Source organism: Streptomyces aurantiacus (genome assembly GCF_027107535.1).
Lineage (GTDB): Bacteria > Actinomycetota > Actinomycetes > Streptomycetales > Streptomycetaceae > Streptomyces.
In genome coordinates this window covers 487,393-502,205 of record NZ_CP114283.1, presented here as the reverse complement: position 1 = coordinate 502,205, position 14,813 = coordinate 487,393, and the positions used below count along the sequence as shown (strand labels likewise).

The 14,813-nt window shown below is 69.9% G+C and carries 13 protein-coding genes; 4 read left to right on the top strand and 9 right to left on the bottom strand.

Annotation, left to right across the window (positions count from 1 at the left end; all coding sequences use genetic code 11):
* Positions 1 to 57: 57 nt before the first annotated feature.
* Positions 58 to 642, top strand: a complete 585-nt coding sequence (locus tag O1Q96_RS03925; protein ID WP_269246866.1) for a TetR/AcrR family transcriptional regulator — start codon at positions 58 to 60, stop codon at positions 640 to 642.
* A 9-nt stretch (positions 643 to 651) separates the two neighbouring features.
* On the opposite strand, the gene O1Q96_RS03920 is transcribed toward O1Q96_RS03925, so the two are convergent.
* Together O1Q96_RS03920 and O1Q96_RS03915 are read right to left on the bottom strand one after the other, a co-directional pair.
* Positions 652 to 1,338: a M23 family metallopeptidase gene (locus O1Q96_RS03920; RefSeq protein ID WP_269246865.1), complete on the bottom strand. Its 687-nt coding sequence runs from the start codon at positions 1,336 to 1,338 to the stop codon at positions 652 to 654.
* Positions 1,339 to 1,770: 432 nt separating this feature from the next.
* Positions 1,771 to 3,285 carry a carboxylesterase/lipase family protein gene (locus tag O1Q96_RS03915; protein WP_269246864.1) on the bottom strand — a complete coding sequence of 505 codons (1,515 nt, stop codon included), beginning with the start codon at positions 3,283 to 3,285 and terminating at the stop codon, positions 1,771 to 1,773.
* Between the two features lie 154 nt (positions 3,286 to 3,439).
* On the opposite strand from O1Q96_RS03915, the gene O1Q96_RS03910 reads away from it, so the two are divergent.
* Together O1Q96_RS03910 and O1Q96_RS03905 are read left to right on the top strand one after the other, a co-directional pair.
* Entirely contained in the window at positions 3,440 to 6,580 is a 3,141-nt protein-coding gene (locus O1Q96_RS03910; RefSeq protein ID WP_269246863.1) for an NACHT domain-containing protein, read from the top strand.
* 155 nt (positions 6,581 to 6,735) lie between these two features.
* The gene (locus tag O1Q96_RS03905) at positions 6,736 to 7,371 is read left to right on the top strand and encodes an HAD family acid phosphatase (protein ID WP_269246862.1); all 636 of its coding nucleotides are present in this window, start codon (positions 6,736 to 6,738) and stop codon (positions 7,369 to 7,371) included.
* A gap of 81 nt (positions 7,372 to 7,452) precedes the next feature.
* Here O1Q96_RS03905 and O1Q96_RS03900 read toward each other — a convergent pair whose 3' ends face one another.
* Positions 7,453 to 9,981, bottom strand: coding sequence for an ATP-dependent Clp protease ATP-binding subunit (locus O1Q96_RS03900; protein ID WP_269246861.1), 2,529 nt, complete (start codon positions 9,979 to 9,981; stop codon positions 7,453 to 7,455).
* A gap of 429 nt (positions 9,982 to 10,410) precedes the next feature.
* Here O1Q96_RS03900 and O1Q96_RS03895 point away from each other — a divergent pair, with 429 nt between their 5' ends.
* Positions 10,411 to 11,097, top strand: coding sequence for an SCO3374 family protein (locus tag O1Q96_RS03895; protein WP_269246860.1), 687 nt, complete (start codon positions 10,411 to 10,413; stop codon positions 11,095 to 11,097).
* Here O1Q96_RS03895 and O1Q96_RS03890 read toward each other — a convergent pair.
* From O1Q96_RS03890 to O1Q96_RS03865, 6 genes are all read right to left on the bottom strand, one after another.
* The gene (locus tag O1Q96_RS03890) at positions 11,076 to 11,411 is read right to left on the bottom strand and encodes a histone-like nucleoid-structuring protein Lsr2 (RefSeq protein ID WP_149512141.1); all 336 of its coding nucleotides are present in this window, start codon (positions 11,409 to 11,411) and stop codon (positions 11,076 to 11,078) included. The genes O1Q96_RS03895 and O1Q96_RS03890 overlap by 22 nt on opposite strands.
* A gap of 249 nt (positions 11,412 to 11,660) precedes the next feature.
* Positions 11,661 to 12,200 (bottom strand): amino-acid N-acetyltransferase, encoded by a 540-nt coding sequence (locus O1Q96_RS03885; RefSeq protein ID WP_217458891.1) that lies wholly within the window; start codon positions 12,198 to 12,200, stop codon positions 11,661 to 11,663.
* Between the two features lie 9 nt (positions 12,201 to 12,209).
* Positions 12,210 to 12,641 (bottom strand): BlaI/MecI/CopY family transcriptional regulator, encoded by a 432-nt coding sequence (locus O1Q96_RS03880; RefSeq protein ID WP_217458892.1) that lies wholly within the window; start codon positions 12,639 to 12,641, stop codon positions 12,210 to 12,212.
* Between the two features lie 156 nt (positions 12,642 to 12,797).
* Positions 12,798 to 12,977, bottom strand: a complete 180-nt coding sequence (locus tag O1Q96_RS03875; RefSeq protein ID WP_269246859.1) for a hypothetical protein — start codon at positions 12,975 to 12,977, stop codon at positions 12,798 to 12,800.
* A 57-nt stretch (positions 12,978 to 13,034) separates the two neighbouring features.
* Entirely contained in the window at positions 13,035 to 13,706 is a 672-nt protein-coding gene (locus O1Q96_RS03870) for a hypothetical protein (protein ID WP_269253464.1), read from the bottom strand.
* Positions 13,707 to 14,014: 308 nt separating this feature from the next.
* Positions 14,015 to 14,812 carry a type III pantothenate kinase gene (locus tag O1Q96_RS03865; protein WP_217458894.1) on the bottom strand — a complete coding sequence of 266 codons (798 nt, stop codon included), beginning with the start codon at positions 14,810 to 14,812 and terminating at the stop codon, positions 14,015 to 14,017.
* Position 14,813 lies beyond the last annotated feature (1 nt).

The following is a 14,813-nucleotide window of genomic DNA, read 5'->3' as shown; positions in this document are numbered from 1 at the left end:
AGTAAGTTTTTCTTTGCCCGCGCCGAAGGCGTGCGAGCAGGACGAGGAGCGGCCACGATGGACGGCAGCAGGCAGCGGCGGCGCGGAGACACCCGCCAGCGCATCCAGGACGTGGCCGTCGAGCTCTTCGCCGAGCAGGGCTACGAGAAGACGTCCCTGCGCGAGATCGCCGAGCGGCTGGACGTCACCAAGGCGGCGCTCTACTACCACTTCAAGACCAAGGAAGACATCCTGATCAGCCTCTTCGAGGACCTGACCAGGCCGATGGACGAGCTGATCGAGTGGGGCAAGGGACAGCCGCGTGCCCTCGAGACCAAGCGGGAGCTTCTCACCCGCTACAGCCAGGCCCTCACCGACGCGGCCCCCCTCTTCCGCTTCATGCAGGAGAACCAGGCGACGGTCCGCGAGCTGAGCATCGGCGAGTCCTTCAAGGACCGCATACTCAAGATGCTGGACATCATCAAGGTGCCGGACGCCCCGCTGACGGACCAGGTCCGGTGCGTGAGCGCCCTGTTCACCATGCACTCGGGGATGTACGCCCTCAAGGACATGGAAGGCGACCCCGAGGACAAGCGGCTGGCCGTCCTGGAGGTCGCCATCGACCTGGTCACGCGGGCGCACTCAGGCGCCCACGAGTCCTGAGCCGGCTCCTCAGATGCTCAGGCCCTTGGAGCGCAGGAAGGCGACCGGGTCGACCGCGGTGCCGTAGTTGGCGGTCGTGCGGATCTCGAAGTGCAGGTGCGGGCCGCTGGAGTTGCCGGTGTTGCCGGACAGCGCGATCCGCTGGCCGGTCTTCACGACCTGGCCCGCCTTCACGTCCACGCGGGAGAGGTGCGCGTACTGCGAGTACGTACCGTTGCCGTGCTTGATCACGACCGCGTTGCCGTACGCGGGTCCGTCGCCGGCACCGTTGCCGCCGGCCTTCACGACGGTGCCGCCGTGCGCGGCGACGACCTGGGTGCCCGAGGCGACGGCGAAGTCCTGGCCCGAGTGGGTGGAGGACCACAGGTTGCCGGCCTGGGCGAAGCTCGCGGAGAGCTTGTACTTCTTGACCGGGTCGACCCAGGAGGCGGCCTTCTTCGCGGCGGGCTTGGCCGCGGCCTTCTTGGCGGTCGCCTTGTTCTTCGACTGGGCCGCGGCCTTGGCCTGGGCGACGGCCTGCTGCTGCACGGAGGCGGCGGCCGTGGCCGGAAGGGCGACGGCGCTCGCCCTGGTGTCGGCGGCGACCGCTGCCCCGGCTCCGAGCACGGCCGAGGCGCCGAGGCCGAGGGCCAGGAAGGCGGCCCGGGCACGGAGCTGGGTCGTGCCGGGTATGCGGGACTTGGTGCGCTGCGACATGGGGGCTACCTCCGGGGACGGGCATGAACGAACCCGGCACGCTGACGATGCGCCGGGCGGGGGTCATCCCTTGGTAACCCGCACCCCCGCCATCCCCCAAAACACCCATCTACGACCGCAAGTCGTACTTGACCCCGAAACTTCCAAGTCCTTGACAGAATCGCCGTCCGGTACGAAATCCTCCCGGTTTTTTCTCAGAAGTCTGGTTTACCCCCACTTCACGGACCTCCCTTTCGGCCCTGGAGCAGACCCGCGGAGACCGCCACTCAGCCCCCGGGACCCCACATCCACCCGTAGGGCCAAAGGTCCTATTTGCCCGTCTTCACCCCACCACTACCGGTCTTAGTACGGGGCAAATCGCCTGTGCGTCATGTCACCGGACGGCAGGATCGAGCGGCGTCGCACTGTGACGGGGGCTACAGCTCCGCCCTGTCAGACCAACGGCAGCGCCCCGAAGACGTGCCCCTGCCACAGCGCCCGTGACGTCTCCTCCGGATACGCGGTCACGGTGGGCCGCACGTCGAAGAGCCGCACCGGCCTTTGCTCGACGTCGTACGCGGGCCACCCCGGCCCCTCCCCCGCCGCGAACCCGGTCCACGCGGCCCGGAACAGCCCCGACAGCTCCTCCGCCTCCGCGGGCGGCGCCTCCCCGAGCAGCATCGCGGGCAGTCCACGGCCGAGGTTCCCGAAGACCAGCGGCACATCGAGTCCGTGGCAGGCCCCGAGCACCCCGCCCATACCGGGCGCCGCCCACGTCAGCTCGTAGAAGTGGGTTCGGCCGCCGCCCGCGATCTGGGCCTCGGCCAGGTGGAGGGACGGCATGCGGAACAGCCAGTCGGAGTGGACCAGCTCGTACAGCCCCTCCGGACCGAGGCCTGGGGCCGCGTCCCGGTACGCCTCAGCGCCGTGCCCGGCGGGCGCGAACGCCCTCAGCGCCACCGCCGCCCGCTCCTGCGTCACCTCGCCCAGCATCCCGCCGAGCGCCATGAAGAGCCGGTACTCGTCCCGGGTGTGGCCGACCATGAGCTCGACGTCCCGCCCCGCGCCGGCAGCGAGCGCCTCCCAGGGCGCGACCGGCAGTACGTCCCCGTCCACCACGGGCGCGAGCGGGATCGACGTGTGCGCGAGCACCCCCCACCGCTGCGCGTACCGCTCCATCCTCGCCCCGACCGCGTCCCCCGCCGCGGGCAGCAGCCCCGGCGGCACCGCGGCCAGGTCCTCCACGGTCGGCCGCCGCCCCAGCTCCGCCGCCAGCTCTCCGGCGATGTCCGCGGCGAGCGCCGCCGACAGGAACGTACCGGGCACGCTCTGCGCGACGGCCCGCCCGAACAGCCCCGCCGCGCGCTCCATCGCGAGCAGCGCGGCGACCGAACCCGCGCCCGCCGACTGGCCGAAGACCGTGACGCGCTCCGGATCACCGCCGAAGGCACGGATGTTGTCCCGCACCCACTCCAGCGCGGCGACCTGGTCGAGCAGTCCGCGGTTGGCCGGAGCGCCCTCGATGTGCGCGAACCCCTCGATGCCGACCCGGTAGTTGAGTGTCACCAGGACGACGTTGCCCTCCCGCGCCAGCCGGCCGCCGTCGTACTCGGGCAGGCCGGACATCCCGATGACGTACGCGCCGCCGTGCAGCCACACCATCACGGGCAGTCCGGCAGCGGGGCCGGGGTCCGGCGTCCAGACGTTGAGCGTCAGCCAGTCGCCGTCGTCGGCGTCGCCCTGCGCCAGCGCGTCCATTCCGAACGCCGCGGACTGCGGGGGCGGCGGCCCGAAGCCGGCCGCCCGCCGTACGCCGTCCCACCCCCGCACGGGCCTCGGAGCCCCGAACCGCAGGGGGCCGACGGGCGGTTCGGCGAAGGGGATGCCCCGGAACACCGCCGTGCCGGCCTTCCCGGCCGTGCCCCGCAACACCCCGGCCTTCGTACGGACTTCCGGTTCGGTTTCCATGACGGCTCCCTCCGAGGACAGTTCGGGACACCTGGGATCCTCCCGCCGCACCGGAGCGCGGGGCCACCGGATTTGCCGCTCCAAGATCCACGGACAGGGGCCCGCCCCGGCGGATACGCTGGCCGACCACCCACCATGCCCTCGGGGGAGCGCCATGGAACCGGCAACCGTAGGCGTACGGCTGGCGTCCAGCGTGGCCACACCGCTGATCAGGAAGCTCTTCGTGACGGAGGGACCGGGCGCGGGCCTGGTCGACAAGCCCGTACGCATCTCGTCCCGCGTCTCCTTCCGGGGCGAGCAGCGCACCCTCCGCCGCAAGGACGTCGCCGGGCTCGCCGCCGAGCTGGTCGGGCGGGCCCTCAAGGACGCCGCCGAACGGCCCGTCGCCGCCGACGAGGAACAGCCCGTCGTCCACGCCCTGGCCGACACCCTCCACGCCCTCGGTGACCTCACCATGACGGACGCGCAGGCCGTCGCGCTCGGTCACACGGGCCTCGCCCTCCACCTGCGCCACACCGCGGGGAACCCCGGCCGGGACCTCGGCCTCGACGCGACGCTCTTCTACGAGCGGCTGCTCGACACGGCCTGCCTGCACATCCTGCACTTCTTCACGCAGCGTTCGACCTTCGTGGCCCGCACCCTCGTCGAGCAGACCCGCAGACAGGCTGAACTGATAGCGAAGGTCGACGCGTTGATCGCCCGGACACCGCGCCCGGGTGACGGCGACGCGGCCTTCGAGCAGCGCTGTCTCGCATACACGGCGACCCGGCACCGGCAGCTCACCATCTACGGGATCGACCTGGTGAACTCGCCCGACCGCTGGCCTCTGGACGCCGCGTACCTGAGCCTCCAGGCCCAGCGCCCCGCCACGAGCGACGAGGACGGCAGGTTCATCACCTCGCTCGGCACCCCTCTGCCCGCCGAAGAGGCCCTGGCGGACCAGGACCTGGTACTGCTGCGGGGCGTGGCCGGGTCGGGCAAGACGACGCTGGTGCAGTGGCTCGCGGTGACGGCCGCCCGGGGCGAGCGAGGGGACCGGATCCCCTTCGTCCTGCCGCTGCGGACGCTCGTACGCCGCCCCGACGGCCTGCCGGCGCCCGCCGATTTCCTCGCCGCCGCCCGCGTGCCGTTCCACGACGCGGCCCCGGACGGCTGGGCGGACCGAGTGCTCGGGGCGGGCCGCGGGCTGCTGCTCGTCGACGGCATCGACGAGATCCCCGAAGCCGACCGCGAGCGCACCCGCCGCTGGCTGCGCGACCTGATCGACGCCTATCCGGGCAACCAGTGGCTGGTCACCTCACGCCCCTCGGCCGTACGCGAGGACTGGCTCGCCGCGGACGGCTTCACCGAGCTGGCGCTCTCGCCCATGAGCCGTGAGGACGTCACCGCGTTCATCCAGCGCTGGCACACGGCGGCCCGGATCGGCGCACCGGACACGGAACGCCTCACCGCGTACGAGGAATCGCTGCTCGACGCCGTCCGCACCAAGCCGGATCTCGGCCGCCTCGCCACCAACCCCCTGATGTGCGGCCTGATCTGCGCCCTGCACCGGGACCGGCGCGGCTATCTGCCGCACGGGCGGCAGGAGTTGTACGACGCAGCGCTGTCCATGCTGCTCTCGCGCCGCGACCAGGAGCGGGACATGATCCCCGACGGGCCGCACGGAGCGTCCGACGGGATCCGGCTGACGGAACTCCCGCAGATCCAGCTTCTCCAGCGCCTCGCCTACTGGCTGATCCGCAACAGCCGCTCGGAGATGGACCGTGAGCGCGCCGAACGCCTCATCGCCGACGCACTGCCGTCGCTGCCGGCCGTCGCGAGCCAGGGCGACGCGGCCGCGATCCACCGCCACCTCCTCGTCCGCAGTGGTCTGCTGCGCGAACCGGCTCTGGGAACGGTCGAGTTCGTCCACCGCACCTTCCAGGACTACCTCGGCGCGAAGGCTGCCGTGGAGGACGGTGATTTCGGGCTGCTCGTCCGCAACGCCGCCGACCACCAGTGGTCCGACGTGATCCGCATGGCCGTCGCCCACGCCCGGCCGCGCGAACGAGCCGAGCTGCTGGGCCAACTGCTCGCCGCCGCCTCCGCCGAACACACCGACCCGGCCGCGGGCACGCGCATCCGCCTCCTCGCGCTGGCCGGCCTCGAACACGCCACGGAACTCGACCCGCGGGTCCGGGCCGCCGTCGAGGAGCAGGCGGCCCTGCTCATCCCGCCCCGCACGGCGGAGGAGGCCAGGGATCTGGCCTCCGCCGGCCCGCTCGTCCTGGAGCTGCTGCCCGGCCCGGAGGGACTGTCCGACGCGGAGGCCAGAGCCGTCGTCGTCACCGCGTCCCTCATCGGCACGGACGCGGCCGTCCCGGTCCTGGCCCGCTTCCGGACCCACCCCGCTCTGCCGGTCCGCGCGCAGCTCACCTGGACATGGCACCGGTTCGACGCCGAGCGGTACGCGGCCGACGTCATCGCCCATCTCCCCCAGGACGACCTGTATTTCACCGCCCGCTCAGCCGCGCATCTGCGCATTCTGCGCTCACTGGGCGGCCGGCGCGGACTTCAGCTCGCCGGAGACATCGACGCGGCGGAACTGAAGGCCTCTCTCGTACCGGAGACGACACGTCATCTCGTCATGCGGGACAACCATCTGCTGCGCGAACTGGACTGCCTTTCCTCGCTCCGCGGGCTCAGGCATCTGGACATCAGCGGCAGTCCCTTCCTGGAGGATCTCGGCCCCTTGACCGGACTGCCGCTGAAATGGCTGTCACTGGACCTTTTGCCGGGCCTGGAAAGGGCGGACGCGCTGGCGCCCCTCTCCGATTCAACGACCCTGCGCGAGTTCGACACCGGCGTCCCGTTGCTGGGCGAATCCCTCGACGCCGCTCTTCCCCGGGGTCTGACCCTGACCTATCTGCGATTCACCAAGGATTCCCTGCGGTTCACCGGATTGCGCGGCTTGCGCCATATGCGCTCGGTACAGACGCTGAGCCTGGCGAGCCTGCGCTTCGACCCGCTCACCGCAGAGGACCGCGAGGAGGTGGCGCGCCTCCCGGAACTCGAGGAATTGCGCCTCAACTGGACCGCTGTTCCCTGGACCGAAGGACCTGTCCTGCCGGGCATTCGACGACTGCGCCTCAACAAATTCACCGGAAACGAAGATCTCTCGTCGGTACGGGCTCTGTTTCCCGGGTTGCAGGCGGTGACATTCGTACTCGCCCCCGAGACGGCCGAGGTGCCCGAGCACGTCCTCGGACTCTTCCCGGGCATGCACACCGTCATGAGGACGCACACCGTCCTGTAGGGCGTGCGTGTGTCCGGTATCTAGCCCAACCCCAGCTGGGCGTCCTACAGTTACCAACCAGTAATCTCTTCGCTTCCCTGTGGCCCCGCAGGCCCACGAGCATGCACCACGCCCCACGTCCGCAGCGCTCCGAACGCGAGAGGAACCCCCCACCCATGACAGGAAGCAGCTGGCAGCGCCTCATAGGCGTGACCGTCGCCACCACGGCCGCCACCGCGGCCCTGATGAGCCCTGCCGCCGCGGCCCCGGCCAACGCCGCGGCCGTCACCTCCGCGGCGACGGCCGCCGCCGCGGAGGACGTGGACTACGACACCTGGCAGAAGGACTGCAGAGCCGTGATGGCGCAGGCACTGCCCTACCTGAAGGAACGCATCTCCAAGGCGCCCTCGGGTGAGAAGCAGGCCATCGTCTTCGACATCGACAACACCACGCTGGAGACCGACTTCGGCTTCAGCTACCCCTCGCCGGCCAACGCCCCCGTCCTCGACGTGGCCAAGTACGCGCAGGACCGCGGTGTCGCCCTCTTCTTCGTCACCGCCCGCCCGGACATCATCAAGTCGGTGACGGACTACAACCTCAAGAACGTCGGCTACAAGGTCTCCGGCCTGTACGTACGCAACTTCATCGACCTCTTCAAGAACGTGGCCGAGTACAAGACGGCCCAGCGCAAGGCCGTCGAGGCCAAGGGCTACACGATCATCGCGAACATCGGCAACAGCGCCACCGACCTGTCGGGCGGGCACGCCGAGAAGACGTACAAGCTGCCGGACTACGACGGCCAGTTGTCGTAGCGGGGCGGGACGGCATGACGAAGGGGCCGGTGCTCGATGGCACCGGCCCCTTCGGCCGTACTCAGACGGAACCCCTCGGGGTCACGCCTCCTTGCTCAGGTTGGGGCCTGTCCCACCGGCCGCCTGCTCGATCGGCGGGACGTCCGGCAGCGCGGACTTCTCCTCGCCGCGGAAGGTGAAGGTCTGGGTCTCACCCTCGCCCTCGGTGTCCACGACCACGATGTGACCGGGGCGCAGCTCGCCGAAGAGGATCTTCTCCGACAGAGTGTCCTCGACCTCGCGCTGGATCGTGCGACGCAGCGGACGCGCGCCCAGCACCGGGTCGTAGCCCTTCTTGGACAGCAGCTCCTTGGCGGACTGGGAGAGCTCGATGCCCATGTCCCGGTCCTTCAGGCGCTCGTCGACCTTCCCGATCATCAGGTCGACGATCGTGAGGATGTCGTCCTGCGTCAGCTGCGGGAAGACGACGACGTCGTCGACGCGGTTGAGGAACTCGGGCCGGAAGTGCTGCTTGAGCTCGTCCGAGACCTTGTTCTTCATGCGCTCGTAGTTGGTCTTCTTGTCACCGGAGGCCGCGAAGCCCAGGTTGAAGCCCTTGGAGATGTCCCGGGTGCCGAGGTTGGTCGTCATGATGATGACCGTGTTCTTGAAGTCCACGACCCGGCCCTGGGAGTCGGTCAGACGACCGTCCTCCAGGATCTGCAGCAGCGAGTTGAAGATGTCCGGGTGGGCCTTCTCGACCTCGTCGAAGAGCACGACGGAGAACGGCTTGCGGCGGACCTTCTCGGTCAGCTGGCCGCCCTCTTCGTAGCCCACGTAACCGGGAGGCGAACCGAAGAGACGCGAGACCGTGTGCTTCTCACTGAACTCCGACATGTCGAGGGAGATCAGCGCGTCCTCGTCACCGAAGAGGAACTCGGCGAGCGCCTTGGACAGCTCGGTCTTACCGACACCGGACGGGCCGGCGAAGATGAACGAACCACCGGGACGCTTCGGGTCCTTCAGACCGGCGCGCGTACGACGGATCGCCTTCGAGAGCGCCTTGACGGCGTCGACCTGACCGATGACCCGCTTGTGGAGCTCGTCCTCCATGCGCAGCAGACGCGAGGACTCCTCCTCGGTCAGCTTGAAGACCGGGATGCCGGTGGCGGTCGCGAGGACCTCGGCGATCAGCTCGCCGTCGACCTCGGCGACGACGTCCATGTCGCCGGCCTTCCACTCCTTCTCCCGCTTGGCCTTGGCGGCCAGGAGCTGCTTCTCCTTGTCGCGGAGGGAGGCGGCCTTCTCGAAGTCCTGCGAGTCGATCGCGGACTCCTTGTCGCGGCGGACGCCGGCGATCTTCTCGTCGAACTCGCGGAGGTCCGGCGGCGCGGTCATCCGGCGGATGCGCATCCGGGAACCGGCCTCGTCGATCAGGTCGATCGCCTTGTCCGGCAGGAAGCGGTCCGAGATGTACCGGTCGGCGAGCGTCGCCGCCTGCACCAGAGCCTCGTCCGTGATGGACACGCGGTGGTGCGCCTCGTAGCGGTCCCGCAGGCCCTTGAGGATCTCGATGGTGTGCGGCAGCGACGGCTCCGCGACCTGGATCGGCTGGAAGCGGCGCTCGAGGGCCGCGTCCTTCTCCAGGTGCTTGCGGTACTCGTCGAGCGTCGTGGCACCGATGGTCTGCAGCTCACCACGGGCCAGCATCGGCTTCAGGATGCTCGCGGCGTCGATGGCGCCCTCGGCGGCACCCGCACCGACCAGCGTGTGCAGCTCGTCGATGAACAGGATGATGTCGCCGCGGGTGCGGATCTCCTTGAGGACCTTCTTCAGGCGCTCCTCGAAGTCACCGCGGTAGCGGGAGCCGGCGACCAGCGCGCCGAGGTCCAGGGTGTAGAGGTGCTTGTCCTTGAGGGTCTCGGGCACCTCGCCCTTGACGATGGCCTGCGCGAGGCCCTCGACGACGGCGGTCTTGCCGACGCCGGGCTCACCGATCAGGACCGGGTTGTTCTTCGTGCGGCGGGACAGCACCTGCATGACCCGCTCGATCTCCTTCTCGCGCCCGATGACCGGGTCGAGCTTGGACTCACGAGCGGCCTGGGTGAGGTTCCGGCCGAACTGGTCGAGGACCAGGGACGTCGAGGGGGTGCCCTCGGCAGGACCGCCACTGGCGCCGGCGGTCTCCTTGCCCTGGTAACCGGAGAGCAGCTGGATGACCTGCTGCCGCACCCGGTTGAGGTCTGCGCCCAGCTTGACGAGGACCTGGGCGGCGACGCCCTCGCCCTCGCGGATCAGGCCGAGCAGGATGTGTTCCGTGCCGATGTAGTTGTGACCCAGCTGAAGGGCCTCGCGGAGCGACAGCTCCAGGACCTTCTTGGCACGAGGGGTGAAGGGGATGTGCCCGGACGGGGCCTGCTGGCCCTGGCCGATGATCTCCTCCACCTGCTGGCGGACCGCCTCGAGCGAAATCCCGAGGCTCTCCAGGGCCTTAGCGGCGACACCCTCACCCTCGTGGATCAGGCCCAGGAGGATGTGCTCGGTGCCGATGTAGTTGTGGTTGAGCATCCGGGCTTCTTCCTGAGCCAGGACGACAACCCGCCGCGCGCGGTCGGTGAACCTCTCGAACATCGTTAATCGCTCCTCAGAGCGGTCAGGCAGTAAGGGGACGCTCCCCTCCCTGTCCTTCCGCAGCTTAGTCCCGCAAGCGGGGACCGCTCATTCCAACTGCCGACACCGTCCTTGGCCTCCTGACCCCGAACGCCGACATCTGCTCCAACCCGATGGTGCGAGACGATGTTCCCGCAGGCCAGGCAGATACCCCCACCATCTGTACGCCGATGGCGAACGTGAGATGCCCGAGCGCTGCGTGTCGCCCCTCCCACTAGGGATGTCTTACCCGTACGCACTGACACTCCATGCCCAGTACCCCGGTTCCCTCCGCTACGGGCGAACATCCTTGCGCCGCCGACCACCCGCAAGCGTCCACTCTTTCGGCACTCTTCGCACACGGCGGACCACTCAGCGTAACTCGAACGCGCTTCTGGCGGTTGACCCTGCATGGTCCCCACGGTTCCCTCCCCCCGCCGTCCGGTCGATGCGTGCCGTCCGAGCGACACGGTCCGGCACTGGTACGAGAACGAACTGGGATGGGCGACCGTGCCCGGCACGCCTGTGGAACTGCTGACGGGGCTGCGCTTCGACGTCCTGGAGGCACCCGCGGAGGCGGGGTACGCGGCGCTGCGGCACCTGGGGCCGGGCTCTCCGGTGGCCGTGCGGGCGGACCGGATGTGGCTGTTCGTGGCCGCGGGGACCGCGGAGGAGCTGCCGGGACTCCTCGACTGGCTGGAGTGGGGCGCTCTCGAACTGGACCTGCGGGCGACCGGTGCGGGCGGGCGCGTCGAGGCGCCACTGCCGCCGGGCCTGGTCCGCACTCAGGGCGGTCGCGGTGACTCGAGCCCGGGAGGGGCGGGCCGGGACGGCACCGGACCGGGCGGGACGGGGGCGGGAACCACGGCCCCGGTGGGCACGGTGGTCACCCCTGACGAAAGCTCGCAGGGGGCCGCCGTCTGGCTGCGGCCCCCTGAGCCTGGCTGCGAGGTGGAGCCGTTTTTGCCGGCGCTCTCGACTCTCGGTGGGGGCGGTGGGGGCGCCCCCGATCTCGTACGGCTCGTGGACACCATGGCGACGGAATGCCACCGCATCCGGCTGCGCCGCTGCTGCGCTCAGCCGTTGGCCTTCTCGTAGGCCTCGCGAATGGACGCCGGAACGCGGCCACGGTCATTGACCTCGTAACCGTTCTCCTTCGCCCAGGCACGGATCTGCGCGGTGTCCTGGCTGCCACCGGAAGCGGCGCGCGCCTTTCCACGGCCACCCGAGGCGCGGCCTCCGGTGCGACGACCGCCCTTGACGTACGGGTCGAGAAGTCCACGGAGCTTGTCCGCATTGGCAGTCGTGAGATCGATCTCGTACGTCTTGCCGTCCAACGCGAACGTCACGGTCTCGTCCGCCTCGCCACCGTCGAGGTCATCGACAAGAAGGACCTGAACCTTCTGTGCCACCGGATTTCCTTTCATCGATATCTACGGGGCCGAGAGGCCGCGGCGGCTGCCGCAGTTTCACGCCCCCTGTTATATGCAGTACTGCAGTACGTCGGAAAGCAAACCGCTTTTGCTGGAAAAACACAAACCCCTGGGAGAGACCGACGGGACCGGGAAGACCGGAAACGTGCGCGTTTCGGACATAGGGTCCGCGGGCAAGGGCGGCCGGTCTAGTCCCGGGGGTATGTCCGGGGTATTACGCGGTGGCGGTCACAGATGCAGAAGCATCCGGCTGTTGCCCAAGGTGTTCGGTTTCACTCGTTCGAGCCCCAGGAACTCGGCCACGCCCTCGTCATAGGAACGCAACAGCTCGGCGTAGACATCGGTGTCGACGGGCGTCTCGCCGATCTCCACGAAGCCGTGCTTGGCGAAGAAGTCGACTTCGAAGGTCAGGCAGAATACGCGGCGAACACCGAGCCAGCGGGCGGTCTCCAGCAACTTCCCCAGCAACTGATGGCCGACACCGGCGCCCTTCATGACGGGGTTCACGGCGAGAGTGCGGACTTCCGCGAGGTCTTCCCACATGACGTGCAGAGCGCCGCAGCCCACGACCTCCGAACTCGGCCCGGTGCCGCGTTCCGCGACCCAGAACTCCTGGATGTCCTCGTAAAGCGTCACGGTCGCTTTGTCGAGCAGGATGCGGCCGCGGACGTACGAGTCGAGGAGGCTGCGAACCGCCGGGACATCGCTGGTCCTGGCCCGGCGGACAGTGAGGGCATTAGTGCTGACTTCGGGCTGCTCTGCTGGCATGTCCGGACGCTATCGCCCGGTCTCGCCCTCCGCGGCGGCGGGGTTCTCGCCTGCGGTGTTCTCCGGGGCGGCCGTGGTTTCCGGGCCCTGGACGATACGTACGGCGTCGCGCAGCGTCTCGCGCTGTTCCGGGGACATCATGCCGAAGAAGGCGACAAGAGCGGCGGCCGGGTTGTCGCTCTGGGACCAGGAGTCGTTCATCAGTGCGGCCGCGTAGGCGGCGCGGGTGGAGACCGCCTCATATCGATAGGCCCGGCCTTCCGCCTCGCGGCGGACCCAGCCCTTCTGATGGAGATTGTCCAGGACGGTCATCACCGTGGTGTAGGCGATGGACCGGCTCTGCTGAAGGTCTTCCAGGACTTCTCGGACGGTCACCGGGCGGTTCCACTTCCACACCCGCGTCATGACCGCGTCTTCGAGTTCTCCCAATGGGCGAGGCACAGCTCAGAACAATAGGGGGAGATGCCGCCGATCACGTGGTGGACGTGGCATCGAATGACAAACAGCAACAAAAAGGGCGTACGACTCGAAAAGCTGATGAGTCGTACGCCCTGTGATGAGCGTTCGCGCCGCGGTCGGTCGGCGCCGGAGCGGAGCTCAGGCGCTTGGTTCGCGCGGGGCCTGGCGGGTGTGCTCGGCGCGGGCGAGGACCGCGTCGACGGCCGCGTCCTCCTTGGCCTTGTTGGCGCCGCCCTGGGTCTTCACGATCGTCACGATCAGACCGACGAAGAACACGGCCATCACTACCGGGGGCACGAGCGCGGAGACGTATTCCATGCCGTCCAGAGTAGCCACGGCCCGGCGGTGCGCGGGGCTCGGGGTCGCGGACCGGCCCTACACGGCGGCGAGCTGTCGAGGGGGGTTCGCGGGCGGGGCGGAGGGTTTGCGCCTCGGGGGGAACACCTCGCCCGGGGTCGGAATGGGGCGGTCCCGGCTCGGGGACTGCGGCCTGGGCCGGGGGGCCGGCTTCTCGGCGGGCTTCTCCGCGGGCTTGCCGCCGGGGTCACCGGTGGCGGCGCCCGCCATGGCCGTCGCGGTCAGGGCCGTCGTCCCCGCCGCCGTCCCGGTGGCGGCGAGACCGCCGGGGAGGGCCGTCAGACGTGTACGGCCGCGGGTGCGCGAGGCCGGGACCGAGTGGCGGGCGAGGCGGGCGCGGACGTCCTGTTCCGCGAGTGCGAGGCAGCGGTCGAGGAGGACGGCCGCGACGGGGTTGCCGCACAGGGCGCGCAGCGCGGCCAGGTCGTCGGGGACCGGGCGGTAGCCGGCGCCGAGCGCCTCCTCCAGAAGCGTCAGATAGCCGGCCGCCGTTCCGGGCAGGGCGGCGCGGTAGCGGGCGAGGTCGGCCAGCAGGAAGGCGCGGAGTCTGGCGCCCTCGCGGGTCGCCTCGTCGACGGTCTCCGCCAGGCGGAGGCAGTCCTGGACATCCTGCGCCGAGGCGGGACAGGGGTGTAGGGCGAGAGCGAGCGCACGTCGGAGCACACGCAGCTCCTCCGCACCGAACGCCATGCCGCCGCGGGATCCGTAAGGCGTGGGCATGCTCGCGACGATACGCGCTAATCAGACAAAATCCGTAGATCGGATGTCGTGTGGCGTGGCTCCGCCACGCGGACGGGGGCGGCTTCCGGTTCGTCGGACCGGACGGCGCGGGCGAGCGGGGGCCCGGTCGCATCCACCCCGCGGAGCCGCGGACCGGCGCGGCCCGCGCCCGGGCGGGTGGGCCCGGGCCCCTGCGGCGGCCGCGGGCCTTCGTGAGCCGAGCGCGCACCTCCCCCGCAGTCCCGCGGGGCGCGGGGCGCGGGGCGGTGCGCCTCCTGTCAGGTCCTGGAGACGTTTCTCTCGTAGACCAGGCGGAGGCCGATCAGGGTCAGCCAGGGCTCGTGCTCGTCGATCACCGAGGCCTCACCGAGCACCATCGGGGCCAGACCGCCCGTCGCGATGACGGTGACGTCGTCCGGGTCCTCGGCGAGCTCGCGGGCCATACGGCCGACGACGCCGTCGACCTGTCCGGCGAAGCCGTAGATGATGCCGGACTGCATGGCCTCGACGGTGTTCTTGCCGATGACCGTGCGGGGCCGGGCGATCTCGATCTTGCGGAGCTGGGCTCCCCGGACGCCCAGTGCCTCGACGGAGATCTCGATGCCGGGCGCGATGACGCCGCCGGCGTACTCCCCGCGCGCGGAGACCGCGTCGAAGGTCGTCGCCGTGCCGAAGTCGACGACGATGGCCGGTCCGCCGTAGAGCTCGACCGCCGCGACCGCGTTGATGATGCGGTCCGCGCCGACCTCCTTGGGGTTGTCCATCAGGATCGGGACGCCCGTCTTGATGCCCGGCTCGACGAGGACGGCGGGTACGTCGCCGTAGTAGCGGCGGGTCACCTCGCGCAGCTCGTGCAGGACCGAGGGGACGGTCGAGCAGATCGCGATGCCGTCGATGCCGTCGCCCAGCTCGTCGCCGAGGAGCGGGTGCATGCCCATGAGGCCCTGGAGGAGCACGGCCAGTTCGTCCGCGGTGCGGCGCGCGTCCGTGGAGATGCGCCAGTGCTCGACGATGTCCTCGCCGTCGAAGAGCCCGAGGACGGTGTGCGTGTTGCCGACGTCGATCGTGAGCAGCATG

Bases quoted from the DNA above. Each gene is read 5' to 3' on its own strand.
- O1Q96_RS03910 (WP_269246863.1), top strand. From the start codon at position 3,440: ATGGAACCGGCAACCGTAGGCGTACGGCTGGCGTCCAGCGTGGCCACA.
- O1Q96_RS03885 (WP_217458891.1), bottom strand. From the start codon at position 12,200: ATGCCAGCAGAGCAGCCCGAAGTCAGCACTAATGCCCTCACTGTCCGC.
- O1Q96_RS03875 (WP_269246859.1), bottom strand. From the start codon at position 12,977: ATGGAATACGTCTCCGCGCTCGTGCCCCCGGTAGTGATGGCCGTGTTC.
- O1Q96_RS03915 (WP_269246864.1), bottom strand. From the start codon at position 3,285: ATGGAAACCGAACCGGAAGTCCGTACGAAGGCCGGGGTGTTGCGGGGC.
- O1Q96_RS03900 (WP_269246861.1), bottom strand. From the start codon at position 9,981: ATGTTCGAGAGGTTCACCGACCGCGCGCGGCGGGTTGTCGTCCTGGCT.
- O1Q96_RS03895 (WP_269246860.1), top strand. From the start codon at position 10,411: ATGGTCCCCACGGTTCCCTCCCCCCGCCGTCCGGTCGATGCGTGCCGT.
- O1Q96_RS03920 (WP_269246865.1), bottom strand. From the start codon at position 1,338: ATGTCGCAGCGCACCAAGTCCCGCATACCCGGCACGACCCAGCTCCGT.
- O1Q96_RS03925 (WP_269246866.1), top strand. From the start codon at position 58: ATGGACGGCAGCAGGCAGCGGCGGCGCGGAGACACCCGCCAGCGCATC.
- O1Q96_RS03905 (WP_269246862.1), top strand. From the start codon at position 6,736: ATGACAGGAAGCAGCTGGCAGCGCCTCATAGGCGTGACCGTCGCCACC.
- O1Q96_RS03865 (WP_217458894.1), bottom strand. From the start codon at position 14,812: ATGCTGCTCACGATCGACGTCGGCAACACGCACACCGTCCTCGGGCTC.
- O1Q96_RS03870 (WP_269253464.1), bottom strand. From the start codon at position 13,706: ATGGCGTTCGGTGCGGAGGAGCTGCGTGTGCTCCGACGTGCGCTCGCT.